The following is a 16,108-nucleotide window of genomic DNA, read 5'->3' as shown; positions in this document are numbered from 1 at the left end:
CCTCACCGTATCAAGGTAACGCACTATAAAGCGATTCACTTTATCCGTGCGCTTTTATAAGCTCTTTTGCATTTGCTTTAGCTGTTTTGCTAATGTTATCACCACCCAGTAATCGAGCAATCTCATTTACTCGACCATCTTTATTCAATGCCAGCATATGCGTAAATGTTTCACCGTCTGCAATTTCTTTGGCAACAAAAAACTGCTGATGAGCGCTACTGGCCACTTGCGGTAAATGGGTTACACAAATTACTTGCGTAGACTTACCTAGTTGGCGCAGTAGTTTACCAACAGCAGCAGCTGTTGGGCCAGAAATACCAACATCCACTTCATCAAATATAAGCGTAGGGGTCGTGACTTTTTGCGCAATAATAACCTGAATAGCCAAACTAATGCGTGATAGCTCACCACCCGAGGCTACTTTTGCTAAAGGTTGCAATGGTTGCCCTGGGTTTGTTGATACTAAAAACGAAACATTATCAAAGCCTAAGCTATTTGGAGCGCGATCGTTTTGTGCAGTCAATGCTATTTCAAATACGCCATTTTCCATAGATAGATTAGCCATGCTTTCGCTGATCAATCCATTTAATGTATTCGCATACTGGTGGCGACTTGCACTTAATTGTTCACTGGCGTTTTGATAATCCTCAAGGGCATGTTCAATTTCACCTTCAAGTTGCTCAAGACGTGAGCTGTTATTACTTATCGACTCAAGCTCTTGTGCAATAGTTTGATGAAATCCAACGAGCTCTTGGGGTTTTATATGGTGTTTTCTGGCTAAGTCCATTGCACCACTGAGTCTATTTTCTACTTCAGTTAATCGCTGAGGATCCAAGTCGGCTTGTTCAGTGTAATTACGAACTTCTCGGCTTGCTTCTTCAACTTGAACAGCGGCTTCTGATAATAATGTTGCCACACTGGCTAAGCTTTCATCATACTGTGCAAGTTCAGTAAATTGTTGGGCGCTGTGCTGTATAATGGAACACGCATTTTGTTCATCATTTTCATATAAATGCTGCAACTCGCGCTGGCAGACTTGCAATATAGTTTGGCTATTGCTGAGTTTATAATGTTCGGCTTCTATTTGCTCAAATTCATCTGCCTGCAATGCAAATTCATCAAGCTCTGCGACTTGATACTCCAATAGTTGCTTTTGTGCGGCTTGTTGCTGCTGCTGTTGTTCTAGCTGTTTAAATTCTTTTTGTAAGTCAGCAAATTGTTTATAACGCTGGCTTACAGCATTAACAAGATTATGATGGCCTGCATATGCATCGAGTAATTGTAGCTGATGCTCTGCCTTTAATAGGTGCTGGTGCGCATGTTGACCATGAATAGAAATTAAATATTGGCCTAGCTCTTTTAGTTGTGCAGCGGTAACTGGGCTGCCATTAATGTAGCTTTTACTGCGACCATTTTTACAAACAACTCGACGAAGTAAACATTCGTTGTCGTCGTTATTAAGCATGTTCTCTTCTAAAAAAGCATGAGCGAGTGGTAAATTGCTTAAATCAAATTGTGCACTTACCTCTGCTTTATCAGTACCTGGGCGCACAGCAGACGCTTCTGCTCGCTCTCCAAGACACAATGATAATGCATCAATGGCGATTGATTTACCTGCTCCCGTTTCACCGGTGATAGCGGTCATACCCGAATGCCATTCTGTGCTTAAATTACTTACGATTGCAAAATTTTTAATTTCTAAACCAATTAACATACTGTTCATCCATCCAGTGAATTAACTGTTAATTTATACAGTGTTTTGGTTTTTTGCAAATTAAATTTCTATATTTTAAGCAAGGCTGGACTCAATTAATGTTTTTTTTTCTTCATCAATAGGGAGGTTTTCATCGTTAAGGTCAATACTATCAACTGGTTGCGCTATGTCTTCAGTTTTTAACTTTAAAATTAGCGTAGGAAGGACTTCTTGATAAAAGTTTTTATTATATAAAATACCTTGAGCTGGTAACTCTGCTATGAAATATTGAGTGGTATCGGAAAAAGCTTGGCTGTTATTATTTTTATAGGTTTTTATTAGTTCTTCGTTAAGTATATTAATAAGTAAATCGCATAGCGACTCTAGCTTGTTTAAATTTTCATCAGTGTGTGGCTGTACCACAAAAAAATTACTGACAACGGCTTGAATTCGAGGAAGGTGTTTAGCACTAATGACTTTTGCATCAAGTAACTCGTTAAGTTTTATTTTTAAACGTGATTGAGTACTTGCAACGCGCTCGTTAAACAGCTTTTTCTTTGCTTCAATAGTCTTTTTACGATTACTTTCAATGAGTAAGTAACTGCCAAGTAAAGTAATTAACAATAATAAAGCAAGAAATACTACATAAGTCATTGCTACAATTTCCTGATGGTGATGATTAATAATCTAGCCCGATATTTTGCTCTAAAGTTGCATGTTTGGCAATAACTGAGAGATTGTTTATCTATTGGGGTGAAACAAACATGCGCACTCAAAGAGACTCAGCCTTACCTACCTGTTTAGAGGCAAGGGATATGAGCATGCGCAGTAGTTTTAATCGCTTTTTACTTTGCCCTCTCGATTAACTATCTCTTGCTGCGATTACATCGCCCCTCAATTAAACAACTCTCAGTCCTAAAAGCTCAACCGTTTTTAGTATAAACGGCTACCCCAGTTTAACTTCTTACGAAGCACATTATAATAAGAGTAATTTTTTGGGTGAATTAATCGTAATTTTCTATCTGCTTTGCGAATAACGACCTCATCACCGGGTAATACGGCAAGTACAACATGGCTGTCGCAACTTACCTGTAAGCTATCGGTATTTTCTAAACTAAGCTTTAAACGTACTTCGTTATCGGCATCTACCACTAAAGGGCGGCTTGATAAAGTATGCGGGAACATAGGAACCAATGACATGGCGTTGAGTTCTGGGGTTAAAATAGGGCCGCCGCCCGATAAAGAGTAGGCTGTTGAACCTGTTGGAGTCGATACAATTAACCCATCAGAGCGTTGTGAGAATACAAAATCATCGTTAATAAATGCTTCAAACTCAATCATGTGTGCTACTTTATCAGCATGAAGCACCGCTTCGTTTACTGCCGAATTAGCGCTTTTAAGTTCGTTATGACGGTACACTTCTACTTCTAATAAAAAACGTTTTTCTTCAATGTAATCGCCACTGAGTACTTGTTCTAAACTGCCTTCAAATCCTTCTGGATTTAAATCGGTTAAAAAGCCTAAATTGCCTCTGTTTACACCGATTACCGCAATATCAAAACGAGCGAGTACTCTTGCAGCGCCAAGCATATTGCCATCACCACCAACCACAATGGCTAAATCGGCGCGCGCTCCCAAATCAACGAGTTTTACGAGCTTGTCCTCAGGTACATCACTAAGTTGACCTCCCGTGCGTTTTTCAACAATCACCTCAAAGCCTAAAGCTAATAAAAACGTATGTAATCGTTGTAACGTAGCGGCTGCATTAGGATGATTTGGCTTACCAATCAAGCCAATAGTGTTAAAGGGAGAGTCCATAATAAATACACTGAAAGTTTCGGTATTGGTAGAGTAACCTAAAACAGAAGTGTTTGAAAACACAGATCTTAGGGTCTGTTGTCCTTTCAATGCGAAACAGACACTGACTGAAGGGTTTTGACTAGAGGCGATTAACTTTTTGTTATTCGGTTTTCACTTAGGCCACTAGGTTATAAACCTCGTATCGCGATTAAATCGCCCCTAGTTTGAACAAATTTTAATCCGCAAAAATAACAGAGCTTAATAGTGACTAATTGATTTAATTAATACACTGTAAAATTTAGATTTATTAAATTTCTTATACTTGAAATAATAATACCTAGCCCCGATATAACAGTCATGCGTAAAGATGTAGATAACATGAAACTAAATCCTCGAGACCAGCAAATTTTTGCCGCTGTTATGAGCCTGTACTGTAATGGTGATGGCTTACCTGTGCCTTCAACAAAAATTGCAAAACAAAAAGGTATGGCGGTGTGTTCTGCCACTGTTCGCAACGCGATGGCACGCCTTGAAAAAATAGGCTTATTGTATTCACCACATACATCTGCAGGACGAGTCCCTACCAATGATGGCTTTGAGTATTGGTTTGATGAGTTTTTTACTTTGGGTGCTATTGCTAATTATTGGCAGCCTGAACAGGCTGAGCTAGTCGAATTGGCACATGGCTTGAGTCAACGTTACCAAGTATGCTGTTGTGTGGGGCTACCTCAAGTTAGAACTCAACAGGTATTTAGAGTAGAAGTGCTAGACTTTGACGCTAATAACTGGCTTGTCTTACTTTTAGACAGAGCAGGGCAAAGCCATAATATTTGCATTAACAAGCCTGATGATCCTAGTGACGGCCAACGCTACGAGTTTGCCACTTGGCTTAACACTGTATTTAGCCAGCAAACGCTCATTGAAGGGCTATACAGAATGCAGGCAATGGCAAATACGGCACCGCGTAATTGTCATGACTCTTTAACTCAATGGACGCGTGAGTTAAGCCAAAAATTAGGCTCAGATAACAGTATTGTGGTGGGCGAAAACTACCTTTATAAAAAAATAGATTGTGAGCAAAGTCTTAATATTGGTGTTTCATTTTTAAATTTTGTGGAAGATAAGCTCGCATTTAAAAATGGGGTCTCTATTCTCAGTGCTGAAAACTTACCTTTTAGCACCTGTGATGATCTCATTGTGATCACTGTGCCGTACTTTCAAAATCAGGAATATCAAAGTCGTTTTTGTGTTATTTGTCCGAAATCAGCGCAATTAGAGAAAATAATCCAAGAATTTAAATTATTAGAGCCATCGGGCTCTTGAATCTTTTTATTCAATCCCCATAATTACCGCAGTTGTAAAGAATTGGAGCGTATATTTTATGTCTGAGCAGACACAAAACCCAGAGCAAGAAGTAGAATTGAATGAAGAAGTGGCGCAAATGGAAGCCGACGTTGAGGCTGCAGTAGAAGCAGCAGAACAACACGCCGAGCAAGAGCAAAGCCCTGAAGCAGAAATTGCAATGTTATATGCTGAGTTAGAAGCGGCAAAACAAACTATTGCAGATCAAAAAGATAGCGTCGTTCGCGCTGCTGCTGACGTTGACAATATGCGTCGTCGTGCTGCACAAGATGTTGAGAAAGCACACAAATTTGCACTTGAAAAATTTGCTAATGAATTACTCCCTGTTATAGATAACTTAGAGCGTGCTATTGAGTTCTCTGATAAAGAAAATGAAACGCTTAAGCCTTTGTTAGAAGGTATTGATATGACAGTAAAAAGCTTTAACGATGCAGTGGCTAAATTTGGCGTTGAAATTGTAAACCCACAAGGTGAGCAGTTTAACCCAGATTTTCATCAAGCAATGTCGATTCAGCCAAGTAATGATGTGACGCCTAATACTGTTTTAGCAGTAATGCAAAAAGGTTACACATTAAACGGTCGTTTATTACGTCCTGCAATGGTTATGGTATCTAAAGCAGCTGATGCTTAATTAAGTGTACAATTAAAAAATGCCTCATTATGAGGCATTTTTTTTGTCTTTAAAATAATGAACTAACTGCACTAGGATAGTGAGTACAACTGCGCTGAACATTAAACTTGAAAATGGAACTGCACTTTGTGCATGCATTACCGCTAATATAGGGCCTACTAATGCGCCACTACCAAAACGTAAGGTGCCAATAACCGCCGTTGCAGTCCCTGTATTTTGCTCAAATTTCATCAAAATCAATGAATCTGCGTTACTTGCTATTATACCTAGGCTCATCATCAACGGAGCAATAGCCGCAACAATAAAGTAAAGTGACAAGTTTAATACGCTAAAGCTAAGTAATGCTGCGCCAGAGATAAAGCCACACATTAAGCCATAATAAAGCATTTTGCGTGAGCCAATACGTGGGACTACGCGAGTATTTAAAAAATTACCAAACATCAACGCCATTACATTAAAAGCGAATAACAGGCCAAACAATTGTTCTGATACTTTAAATAGGTCGAGGTAAATATAAGGGACGGACGTTAAAAAGCAAAAAAAGCCAAACGACACAAACATCGAGCTTAAAATATCGGCGCGGGCGTGCGTATTACTTAATACCACTTTATAACTTGAGAAGAATAATGCTAATCCTTTTCGCTCATTTTTAAATATTGGAATATCGATTAAATAACGTTGCACAAAGAGTAAAATAACAAAGCTATAGGTCGCTAAAACAATAAAAATAGTCGACCATACCGAAAAGCCTAAAATAACCGAGCCGATAGAGGGGGCAAGTAAAGGCGCTATCATCATAATCATAGACACGTAAGACATACCTTTAGCAGTATTTTTTTGATATATGTGCCTAATGATCCCAGGGACGACAACCGTAGCGGCCGCGCCTGTAAATGCCTGTACAGCTCTTAACAGCCAAAAAGTATGCACTTCAGTGGTAAATGCTAACGCCAGTGAACTTAAGCCAAATAAACTGAGACCTATCCGTGCCAGTTTACGCCTGCCAATTTGATCCGCTATAGGACCAAAAAATAACATGCCCAATGCATAACCCGCTAAGTATATGCTCAACGATATTTGAACATTTGGCATGCTGGTATTGAGATCATTGGCAATCACCAGCATCGCCGGTAAATACATATCAATGGCTAAAGGCGTGATCGCGACAATACTGGCTAATAAAGGCAATAAAATGCGGGTGTTAAAAGAAGAAGCCGAAGCACTCATTTAAAAACTCAAAACAACGAATATAGGCCCAGCATTATAGCAGGGCAATAGCCTTGGATAAACTTAGTTTGCCTGCTAACTTAATTGTTTAATTGCAAAAAGCAAAGATTTTAAACTAACACCGCGTTTGGTATTCTATACTTAGTAACAAACTTTTTTAGGGTAACACAATGAAAAAATTGGTTTTGGTAGTTCTAGCCAGTGCAGTATTAGCAGGTTGTAAAACATCACCAACTGGGCGCACGCAAATTGCGCTTTACTCAGATCAGCAAATGACTCAAATGGGCACTGCCAGTTTTGCAGAGATGAAAAAAACGCAGCCGGTAAATAAAGATCCAAAAGTAAACAGTTACGTCAATTGCATTGCTGAAAAAGTAGTGGCCGTGCTACCTACAGAATATGCATCTCAAAATTGGGAAGTGGTGGTATTTGAAGATGAATCTGCAAACGCCTTTGCATTGCCTGGCGGTTATATTGGTGTACATACGGGGCTCTTAAAAATAGCCACAAATCAAGATCAGGTTGCCACTGTTTTAGGCCATGAAGTTGGACACGTGATTGCTGAGCATTCAAATGAACGGGTCTCACAAAGTTCTATTTTACAAACGGGTATGCAGCTGGGCAATGCGGCGCTTGAAATGGGTAACGTGCAATACCGTAATGAAATTATGCAAGGCCTTGGTTTAGGCGCTCAATATGGTGTGGTTTTACCCTTTAGTCGCTCACATGAGTCAGAGGCAGATACAATTGGTTTAGATCTTATGGCGCAAGCAGGGTTTAATCCCAAAGAGTCTGTAACACTTTGGCAAAATATGAGCCAAGCGGGCAGTGGAGCTACGCCAGAGTTTTTATCAACTCACCCAGCACCAACGAGCCGTATTGCAAATTTACAATCGCAAATGAGTAAAGCGCTTAGCGAGCAAAAAACAGCTAAAGCACAAGGTAAAAATCCGCAGTGTAAGTTGTGATCAGCCATAAAAAAACCTGTCTAATGACAGGTTTTATTTTTTATAATTAAAACATTCAATTATATATTAGAAAGTCCACTCTAAATGAACTTGCGGTACTGATTCACTAACATCAGTACCAAATTTATTGTGCCAGTATTGCCATTCCATACCTAACAGTAAGGTATTTTCTTTCATTTCTAGCGCATGTCCCATATCCCATACAATAATAGGTTGGGCTAAAAACCAAGCACGCACATCGTTACCAAACTCATCTTTTCGTTCAGCAATGTACTCTGCATGGCCTTTTACGTTAAACTTTTGCGAGCCAATCATGAACGGGTAATCAAAGGCTACATCAAACATCCAGCTGTTAGTTTCAATGGGTGCACCGCCTTTTGCAACGCCTTCGCTATCATCAATGTATGCACTGATAAGGGTTGAAAAGAAATTAAAACCAGGCACATCCCAGCTTAATTTTACGCCTGGTAAATATTTAACTACTTTGGCATCGCCTGCAGCATTAATACCCATGGTTAGGCCAACATCAACAAGCGCCCCTGATGCTACTTTTTCGTCCATTACCGCAGATAAACTAAGGGTAGAGTAACCTTCAAAGTAAAAGTCTTGATCTTGAAAGCCATCATCGTTGCTGTCGGTACTGTAATCAATAAAGAAAAAGTTATCGCCATAATCATGCCCAGAAGCATGCTCAATTGAGTACACCGTGGTATTAGATTTTTGTTCAGTAAATGGGTTTTTGTGGTTGCCGTTATTAATATGAAGCGCCGTATTGCTCCAATTAGCAGCGGTAGCTGTTGAACTTAAGGCACACGCACTTAGTGCAACGAGAGGAAGTAAGTTTTTAATTTTCATAACCATATTTTATGTGACACGCTGAATATCACATTATAGCAAACACGGTTAATTTGTTAATTATTTATTGTGATAAACAGTGCATTAGCACGCAGCTAATACACTGTAAAAAGGGAGATTATGCTTTATTGCGGCGCAAACAAATAACAGCAATAGCAGTAAAGGCTAAAATAAAGCAGTAGTAAGATGAGGTTGAAACATCCCACGGGCTAATTTTAAATGTAGCACCGAGTAATAATGCTTGCGCGCCATAAGGCAAAGACCCTTGGGTTACACAGGCAAAAATATCTAATAAACTGGCAGAACGTTTACCACTAATTTCGCCATCATCAGCCAGTTTTTTAGCAATAGGGCCTGTCACAATAATAGACACGGTATTATTGGCAATACACATATTACTGGTGACAACTAATGCCGCGATCCCTAACTGATCGGCTACTTTACGGTGCCATTTGGCAATGACTTTAGTAATAGCTTGAATCTTTTGAGCGATGTAGTCGAGGCCGCCATTAATACGAATAAACTCAGAGAGGCCACCAATAAACATAGACAGTAAAAATATTTCCTGCATTTCACTAAAGCCTTTGTAAATATCTTTTACAAAGCTTGCACCTTCATAGCTGCCGGTAAAGCCCATTAATGCGGCAAACACAATACCGCTTAACAGCACGACAAACACATTAAAGCCCATTACCGCCAGGACTAAAATAAAGGCATACGGAAGTACTAATAAAATATCGTAGTCTTTGGTATCAACTACTTGTGCTGCAGGCGTTAAAAATAATAGCAATGCAATAGTGAGTATGGCGGCCGGAACAGCAATTTTAAGGTTTTCTTTAAACTTATCTTTCATTTCACAGCCTTGCGTGCGGGTAGCAGCAATCGTGGTGTCAGAAATTATTGATAAGTTATCACCAAACATAGCACCAGATACAATGGTACCGGCCATTAAAGCAGGATCAATTCCTGTTTTAATAGATACTGCATAGGCAATTGGGCCAATAGCACCAATCGTTCCCATTGATGTGCCCATAGCAGTAGAAATAACCGCCGCTATTAAAAACAAACCAGGTAGTAGTAACGAAGGAGGAATAAGTGAAAGTCCGGCATTAACAACCGCATCCACACCGCCGGTAGCACCAGCAACCGCCGAAAAAGCACCCGCTAGTAAGTAAATAAGACACATGGTAATAATATTGTTATTACCTACGCCCTTTATAAAGGTTTCTACACTTTGGTTGATGCTGGTTTTATTTAAAATAAAGGCTAAAACAATCGCGGGTAAAATAGCGACTGGTGCTGGGAGTTGATAAAACGCGTAATCAACCCCTTGAGATTGTAAATATAAGCCTGAGCCTAAAAAAATAGCAACAAAGGTGAGTAGGGGAAGCAAAGAAAATCTTGCTTTATTTTTATCAAATGATGGCTGCATCATAATCCTCGTTAATTATTCATAGCAATCGAAGTCGATTGATATATTAAACAGCCAAAGCATCCCTCTTTTAGCTGAATTTAGTTGTTTTTTTTACTATCTAACCAGATAAGTAATCCAACAGCGCCCGCAAGCCAAAGACCAAATCGGCGCAAAAAAAGAAGTTTAAATGTATAGATGGCTAAATGCAAAGACTATCTGTTATTATTATGAGGGTCTGTTGATCTTTCAAGGTTAAATTTGCAGCAGTCTGTTTGGTATTTAGGCAAGGCAGAGCCTATGTGGTGTGGTTGTTCCCCATAAATAGGCGGTAACGCAGCATCAATGCCAAACAGGCGCTGCCCGAAGGGTTCTGCCTAGGGGCGATTTACTATTTGTTGCTCGGTTTTTACTTAGCCCACTAGGTTACAAACCTCGCGCCACGATTAAACCGCTCCTAGTTTGAACAAATTTTAATCCGCAAAGGTCAACAGACCCTAAAATAATCGAAGCTTTTTTATAAGCTTTCCTGACTATTACATGAGTTTTAGATAAAATCTAGCTAACTAAAAAATACATAGGTTGTAAAAAGATGAATCGAGTAGGTGTGTTTGGTGCGAATGGCCGTATGGGACTGGCACTTGTAGAAGCAGCAACAATCAATAAAAATTCACAATTAGCGGCGGCCTATGTGCGCAGTCAGTCACCGTTATTAGACCTGCCCGTTAATCAGCTTAATAGCGCAGCGGCAAAAGAGATTAAGTTTAGCAGTGAACAGCAGGTTGAAAATGTAGATGTGCTTATAGACTTTACTTTGCCTGAAGGCATGAGAAATCATTTAAAAACAGCCGTTGAGCAAAAAACACCTATGGTAATTGGCACCACCGGCTTAACTCATGACGATATGGCGCTATTAACGGATGCCGCTAAACATATTCCGATTGTATTTGCGCGTAATTATAGCGTGGGCGTAAATTTACTGCTTAACTTAGTGCAAACGGCAGCAACAAAACTAGGCGATGATTTAGATATAGAAATTTTTGAAGCACATCATCGTCATAAAATTGATGCGCCATCGGGCACTGCACTTGCCATTGGCGAGTCGATTGCTCAGGCAAAAGGGTGGGATCATGATGAGGTTGCCGTTTATGATCGCAACAATATAGAGCAGGCCAAATCACAAAATGAAATTGGTTATTCGGTGCTAAGAGGGGGTGATATAGTAGGTGAACACACGGCCTACTTCGCTACAATGGGCGAAAGACTTGAATTAACCCATAAAGCAAGTTCGCGAATGACCTTCGCGCTAGGTGCTATAAGAGCTGCGCAGTGGTTGAAAAATAAACCTGCAGGACTTTATGACATGCAAGATGTGCTAGATTTAAAGTAGTTAAGTTCCTTTTTTAACGCTTTGAGGTGCTTTTTTGCTATAACCACTTATTTATTACAATTTACTAATTAGCGTTAGACCTAAAAGCCAACTTCATGTAGAATGCAGCCAATTTGCCAAAAATTACTAAATGCGTGTTTCCAATTATACTCATATGGTTAGCAAAACCGGGGTTTGTGTGGGAATGAAAAGAGTTTTAGGCAAGAAAAATGAATGAAGGTTTAGTGGTTTACATCGGCATCATTTAAGACTGCGTAAAACAATTTAAGCTCACAGAAATCAGGTTTTGACCAATTATCTGAGTATTGGCGGGGTGTTAAGCAATTTGCTTACTCCCGTTTTTACTGTTAGGAGGTTTAACTTGACTAAATCCGCTCTGTTAGTCCTAGAAGACGGCACAGTGTTTCGCGGTACTGCAATCGGCGCTGACGGCATGTCAGTCGGTGAAGTAGTATTCAATACGTCTATGACTGGTTATCAAGAAATTTTGACTGATCCATCGTACGCGGAACAAATCGTAACTTTGACGTACCCACATATCGGTAATACGGGTACCAACAGCGAAGACGAAGAAGCGAGTCACATTTGGGCTAAAGGCCTAGTGATCCGTGATTTGCCACTGCTAGCGAGTAATTTTCGTAACGAGCAATCGTTAGATGATTACTTAAAAGAACGTAATATTTTAGGTATTGCGGACATCGACACCAGAAAACTAACCCGTATTTTGCGTGATAAAGGCGCACAAAATGGCTGTATCGTTGCCGGTGACGAACTAGACGAGAAAAAAGCGCTTGAAGCTGCGCAAGCCTTCCCAGGCTTAAAAGGCATGGATTTAGCAAAAGTTGTCTCAACCAAGGAAAATTTTGAGTGGCGCGAATCAAGCTGGACATTAGGCGAAGGGTTTAAAACCTTACACGCTGACGATGAAAAGTTTCACGTTGTTGCCTACGACTTCGGTGTTAAACGTAATATTTTACGTATGTTTGTAGATCGTGGTTGTAAACTAACGGTTGTACCCGCACAAACCTCTGCCGCTGACGTACTAGCATTAAACCCTGATGGTATTTTCTTATCAAATGGCCCTGGCGATCCTGAGCCATGTACTTATGCCATTGATGCAATTAAAACCTTTTTAGAAACCGATACGCCAATTTTTGGTATTTGTTTAGGGCATCAACTATTAGCGCTTGCCTCAGGTGCTAAAACAGTAAAAATGAAGTTTGGCCACCATGGTGGTAACCACCCAGTTAAAGATCTTGAGCGCGATGTCGTAATGATCACCGCACAAAACCATGGTTTTGCTGCAGATGAAGCCACATTACCAGATAACCTACGTGCAACGCATAAATCGTTATTTGACGGCACATTGCAAGGTATTCACCGTACGGATAAACCAGCATTTAGCTTCCAAGGTCACCCTGAAGCGAGTCCTGGTCCGCACGATGCAGCCCCATTATTTGACCACTTCATCGATTTGATGCAAGCGCGTAACCACTAATTTAACCGGAGTAATAATGCCAAAACGTACCGACATAAAAAGCATTCTTATCTTAGGCGCAGGCCCAATTGTAATTGGTCAAGCTTGTGAATTTGACTACTCTGGTGCTCAAGCGTGTAAAGCACTTAGAGAAGAAGGCTATCGAGTTATACTCGTTAACTCAAACCCAGCAACTATCATGACTGACCCAGAAATGGCCGATGCAACATACATCGAACCAATTCACTGGGAAGTGGTAGAAAAAATCATTGAAAAAGAAAAGCCAGATGCTGTCCTGCCTACAATGGGTGGCCAAACAGCATTAAACTGTGCGCTTGATTTAGACAAGCATGGTGTATTGGCTAAGCATGGCGTTGAGCTTATTGGCGCAACAGCCGATGCAATCGATAAAGCAGAAAACCGTGAACGCTTTGATGTTGCTATGCGTAACATCGGCCTTGAATGTCCACGTGCTGAAATTGCCCATTCAATGGATGAAGCGCGCGATACCATGACCCGTATCGGCTTACCGTGTATTATTCGTCCTTCTTTCACAATGGGCGGCACCGGCGGCGGTGTGGCTTACAACATGGAAGAGTTTGAAGAAATCTGTGAGCGCGGTTTAGACCTTTCACCAACCAGCGAGTTATTAATAGATGAGTCGTTAATTGGTTGGAAAGAATACGAAATGGAAGTTGTTCGTGACAAAAAAGACAACTGTATTATCGTCTGTTCTATTGAAAACTTTGACCCAATGGGTGTGCACACAGGTGACTCAATCACTGTGGCTCCAGCACAAACATTAACCGACAAAGAATACCAAATCATGCGTAATGCCTCTATGGCCGTATTGCGTGAAATTGGTGTTGAAACCGGCGGTTCAAACGTACAATTTGGTGTAAACCCCGTTGATGGCCGTATGGTTATCATTGAAATGAACCCACGTGTATCACGTTCATCTGCATTGGCCTCTAAAGCAACCGGTTTCCCTATTGCTAAAATCGCCGCTAAGTTAGCGGTAGGCTACACGTTAGATGAGCTTCAAAACGATATCACTGGCGGTAAAACCCCAGCGTCGTTTGAACCTTCAATCGATTACGTTGTAACAAAAATTCCTCGCTTTAACTTTGAAAAATTTGCCGGTGCAAACGACCGTTTAACGACGCAAATGAAATCAGTGGGCGAAGTAATGGCGATTGGTCGTAACCAACAAGAGTCATTACAAAAAGCATTACGTGGTTTAGAAGTAGGCGCAACAGGCTTTAATCCAATTGTGGCACTTGATGACCCTAAAGCAAAAGAAAAAATCATTCGTGAATTACGTGAGCCAGGTGCAGAGCGTATTTGGTACATTGCCGATGCAATGCGCCATGGTATGAGCGTTGAAGATGTATTTGAATTAACTAAGATTGACCCTTGGTACTTAGTACAAATTGAAGATATCTTAAAAGACGAAGCTAAAATTTCAGAAGTCGGTATGGCCGGCTTAAATGCAGACTTCTTGCGTAAACTTAAACGCAAAGGGTTTGCAGATCCGCGTATTGCAGAAATTGCCGGTGTGTCAGAAGCTGAAATCCGTAAAAAGCGTCATCAACTCAATATTGTGCCTGTGTACAAACGCGTTGATACGTGCGCTGCCGAATTTAGCTCAGATACAGCTTACATGTACTCATCTTACGATGAAGAGTGTGAAGCGAACGCATCTGACCGTGATAAAATCATGGTGATTGGTGGTGGTCCTAACCGTATCGGCCAAGGTATTGAATTTGACTACTGTTGTGTTCATGCTGCGCTTGCGCTTCGTGAAGACGGTTACGAAACTATTATGGTTAACTGTAACCCTGAAACGGTATCTACCGATTACGATACGTCAGACCGTTTATACTTCGAACCAATTACCCTTGAAGACGTGCTTGAAATTGTACGTGTTGAAAAGCCAAAAGGCGTTATCGTACAGTACGGTGGTCAAACGCCACTTAAACTTGCGCGTGAGCTTGAAGCGAACGGCGTGCCAGTAATTGGTACTTCGCCAGATGCGATTGACCGTGCAGAAGACCGTGAACGCTTCCAACAACTTGTTGAGCGTTTGGATTTACTGCAGCCAGAAAATGCCACCGTAACCTCAACTGAAGAAGCTATTTTAAAATCAGTTGAAATTGGTTTCCCACTGGTAGTACGTCCTTCGTACGTATTAGGTGGTCGTGCGATGGAAATTGTATACGATGAGCAAGACTTACGTCGTTACATGACCGAGGCCGTATCTGCATCAAACGAAGCACCCGTGTTACTTGACCGTTTCTTAGATAACGCAATCGAAGTTGACGTTGATGCTATCTGTGATGGCGAGCAAGTCATCATCGGCGGCATCATGGAGCATATTGAACAAGCGGGCGTTCACTCTGGTGACTCAGCGTGTTCATTACCAGCTCACTCGCTAACGCAAGAAGTACAAGATGTAATGCGTAAGCAAGTAACTGATATGGCCCTTGAGCTTGGTGTAGTTGGTTTGATGAATACACAGTTTGCGGTTAAAGATGGCAAAGTGTATTTAATCGAAGTAAACCCACGTGCAGCACGTACAGTTCCATTTGTATCTAAAGCAACGGGTGTAGCACTTGCAAAAGTTGCGGCACGTTGTATGGCAGGTCAATCTTTAGCAAGCCAAGGCATTACTAAAGAAGTGATTCCACCGTACTACAGCGTAAAAGAAGTGGTATTGCCATTTGCTAAGTTCCAAGGTGTGGATCCTATCCGTGGCCCAGAAATGCGCTCTACGGGTGAAGTAATGGGTGTTGGTGATACTTTCGCCGAAGCGTTCGCAAAAGCACAATTAGGTGCAAGCAACACTTTACCACGTGGTGGTCGCGCGTTACTATCTGTACGTAATAGCGATAAGCCACGTATTGTAGAACTAGCTAAAACCATGACAGACCTTGGTTTTGAGCTAGATGCAACAGGTGGAACAGCTGCTGCACTTGAAGATGCTGGAATTACGGTTCGCCGTGTAAATAAAGTATATGAAGGTCGTCCGCACATTCTTGATAGAATCAAAAATGGCGAGTATAGCTATATCGTTAATACCACCGAAGGTCGCCAAGCGATTGAAGATTCGAAGGTGTTACGTCGTGGTGCATTGCAGCACAAAACCAATTATACTACGACATTGAATGCGGCATTTGCTAACTGTACTGCTAACCAAGCAGATGACCGCAGTAAAGTGACGTCTGTTCAAGAACTACACCTGCGATTGAACTAAGGAAATGTGCCAAGGCCGTAACCACGGCCTTGGGATTA

The 16,108-nt window shown here is 41.0% G+C and carries 12 protein-coding genes; 6 read left to right on the top strand and 6 right to left on the bottom strand.

Annotation, left to right across the window (positions count from 1 at the left end; genetic code table 11):
• Window positions 1-40 precede the first annotated feature (40 nt).
• The 3 genes from recN to nadK form a co-directional block, all read right to left on the bottom strand.
• Complete coding sequence (gene recN, locus AAGD16_RS08910; protein ID WP_013465169.1) at window positions 41-1,714, bottom strand: DNA repair protein RecN; 1,674 nt, start codon at window positions 1,712-1,714, stop codon at window positions 41-43.
• A gap of 75 nt (window positions 1,715-1,789) precedes the next feature.
• Window positions 1,790-2,347 (bottom strand): hypothetical protein, encoded by a 558-nt coding sequence (locus AAGD16_RS08905; RefSeq protein WP_013465168.1) that lies wholly within the window; start codon window positions 2,345-2,347, stop codon window positions 1,790-1,792.
• A 279-nt stretch (window positions 2,348-2,626) separates the two neighbouring features.
• Window positions 2,627-3,511 (bottom strand): NAD(+) kinase, encoded by an 885-nt coding sequence (gene nadK, locus AAGD16_RS08900; protein WP_024602951.1) that lies wholly within the window; start codon window positions 3,509-3,511, stop codon window positions 2,627-2,629.
• Window positions 3,512-3,850: 339 nt separating this feature from the next.
• On the opposite strand from nadK, the gene AAGD16_RS08895 reads away from it, so the two are divergent.
• Window positions 3,851-4,816: an HrcA family transcriptional regulator gene (locus AAGD16_RS08895; RefSeq protein ID WP_377111301.1), complete on the top strand. Its 966-nt coding sequence runs from the start codon at window positions 3,851-3,853 to the stop codon at window positions 4,814-4,816.
• Window positions 4,817-4,874: 58 nt separating this feature from the next.
• Complete coding sequence (grpE, locus tag AAGD16_RS08890; protein WP_013465165.1) at window positions 4,875-5,486, top strand: nucleotide exchange factor GrpE; 612 nt, start codon at window positions 4,875-4,877, stop codon at window positions 5,484-5,486.
• Window positions 5,487-5,513: 27 nt separating this feature from the next.
• On the opposite strand, the gene AAGD16_RS08885 is transcribed toward grpE, so the two are convergent.
• Window positions 5,514-6,713 (bottom strand): Bcr/CflA family efflux MFS transporter, encoded by a 1,200-nt coding sequence (locus AAGD16_RS08885; protein ID WP_013465163.1) that lies wholly within the window; start codon window positions 6,711-6,713, stop codon window positions 5,514-5,516.
• A gap of 170 nt (window positions 6,714-6,883) precedes the next feature.
• On the opposite strand from AAGD16_RS08885, the gene AAGD16_RS08880 reads away from it, so the two are divergent.
• On the top strand, window positions 6,884-7,681 hold the full coding sequence (locus tag AAGD16_RS08880) for a M48 family metallopeptidase (RefSeq protein ID WP_033103610.1): 798 nt from the start codon (window positions 6,884-6,886) through the stop codon (window positions 7,679-7,681).
• 66 nt (window positions 7,682-7,747) lie between these two features.
• Here the strand turns inward: AAGD16_RS08880 and AAGD16_RS08875 are convergent, their stop codons facing one another.
• Both AAGD16_RS08875 and AAGD16_RS08870 read right to left on the bottom strand, forming a co-directional pair.
• On the bottom strand, window positions 7,748-8,536 hold the full coding sequence (locus tag AAGD16_RS08875) for a nucleoside-binding outer membrane protein (protein ID WP_024602952.1): 789 nt from the start codon (window positions 8,534-8,536) through the stop codon (window positions 7,748-7,750).
• A 118-nt stretch (window positions 8,537-8,654) separates the two neighbouring features.
• On the bottom strand, window positions 8,655-9,968 hold the full coding sequence (locus AAGD16_RS08870; protein ID WP_013465160.1) for a Na+/H+ antiporter NhaC family protein: 1,314 nt from the start codon (window positions 9,966-9,968) through the stop codon (window positions 8,655-8,657).
• Between the two features lie 571 nt (window positions 9,969-10,539).
• Here AAGD16_RS08870 and dapB point away from each other — a divergent pair.
• From dapB to carB, 3 genes are all read left to right on the top strand, one after another.
• Window positions 10,540-11,337: a 4-hydroxy-tetrahydrodipicolinate reductase gene (gene dapB, locus AAGD16_RS08865; RefSeq protein WP_008463955.1), complete on the top strand. Its 798-nt coding sequence runs from the start codon at window positions 10,540-10,542 to the stop codon at window positions 11,335-11,337.
• 361 nt (window positions 11,338-11,698) lie between these two features.
• On the top strand, window positions 11,699-12,835 hold the full coding sequence (carA, locus tag AAGD16_RS08860) for a glutamine-hydrolyzing carbamoyl-phosphate synthase small subunit (RefSeq protein ID WP_377111297.1): 1,137 nt from the start codon (window positions 11,699-11,701) through the stop codon (window positions 12,833-12,835).
• 16 nt (window positions 12,836-12,851) lie between these two features.
• Entirely contained in the window at window positions 12,852-16,070 is a 3,219-nt protein-coding gene (carB, locus tag AAGD16_RS08855; RefSeq protein ID WP_016900400.1) for a carbamoyl-phosphate synthase large subunit, read from the top strand.
• Window positions 16,071-16,108 lie beyond the last annotated feature (38 nt).

It is taken from the genome of Pseudoalteromonas sp. M58 (genome assembly GCF_042604605.1).
GTDB classification, from domain to species: domain Bacteria; phylum Pseudomonadota; class Gammaproteobacteria; order Enterobacterales; family Alteromonadaceae; genus Pseudoalteromonas; species Pseudoalteromonas tetraodonis.
Note: the sequence above shows the minus strand (reverse complement) of the source record. Positions and strands in the feature narration are given on the sequence as shown.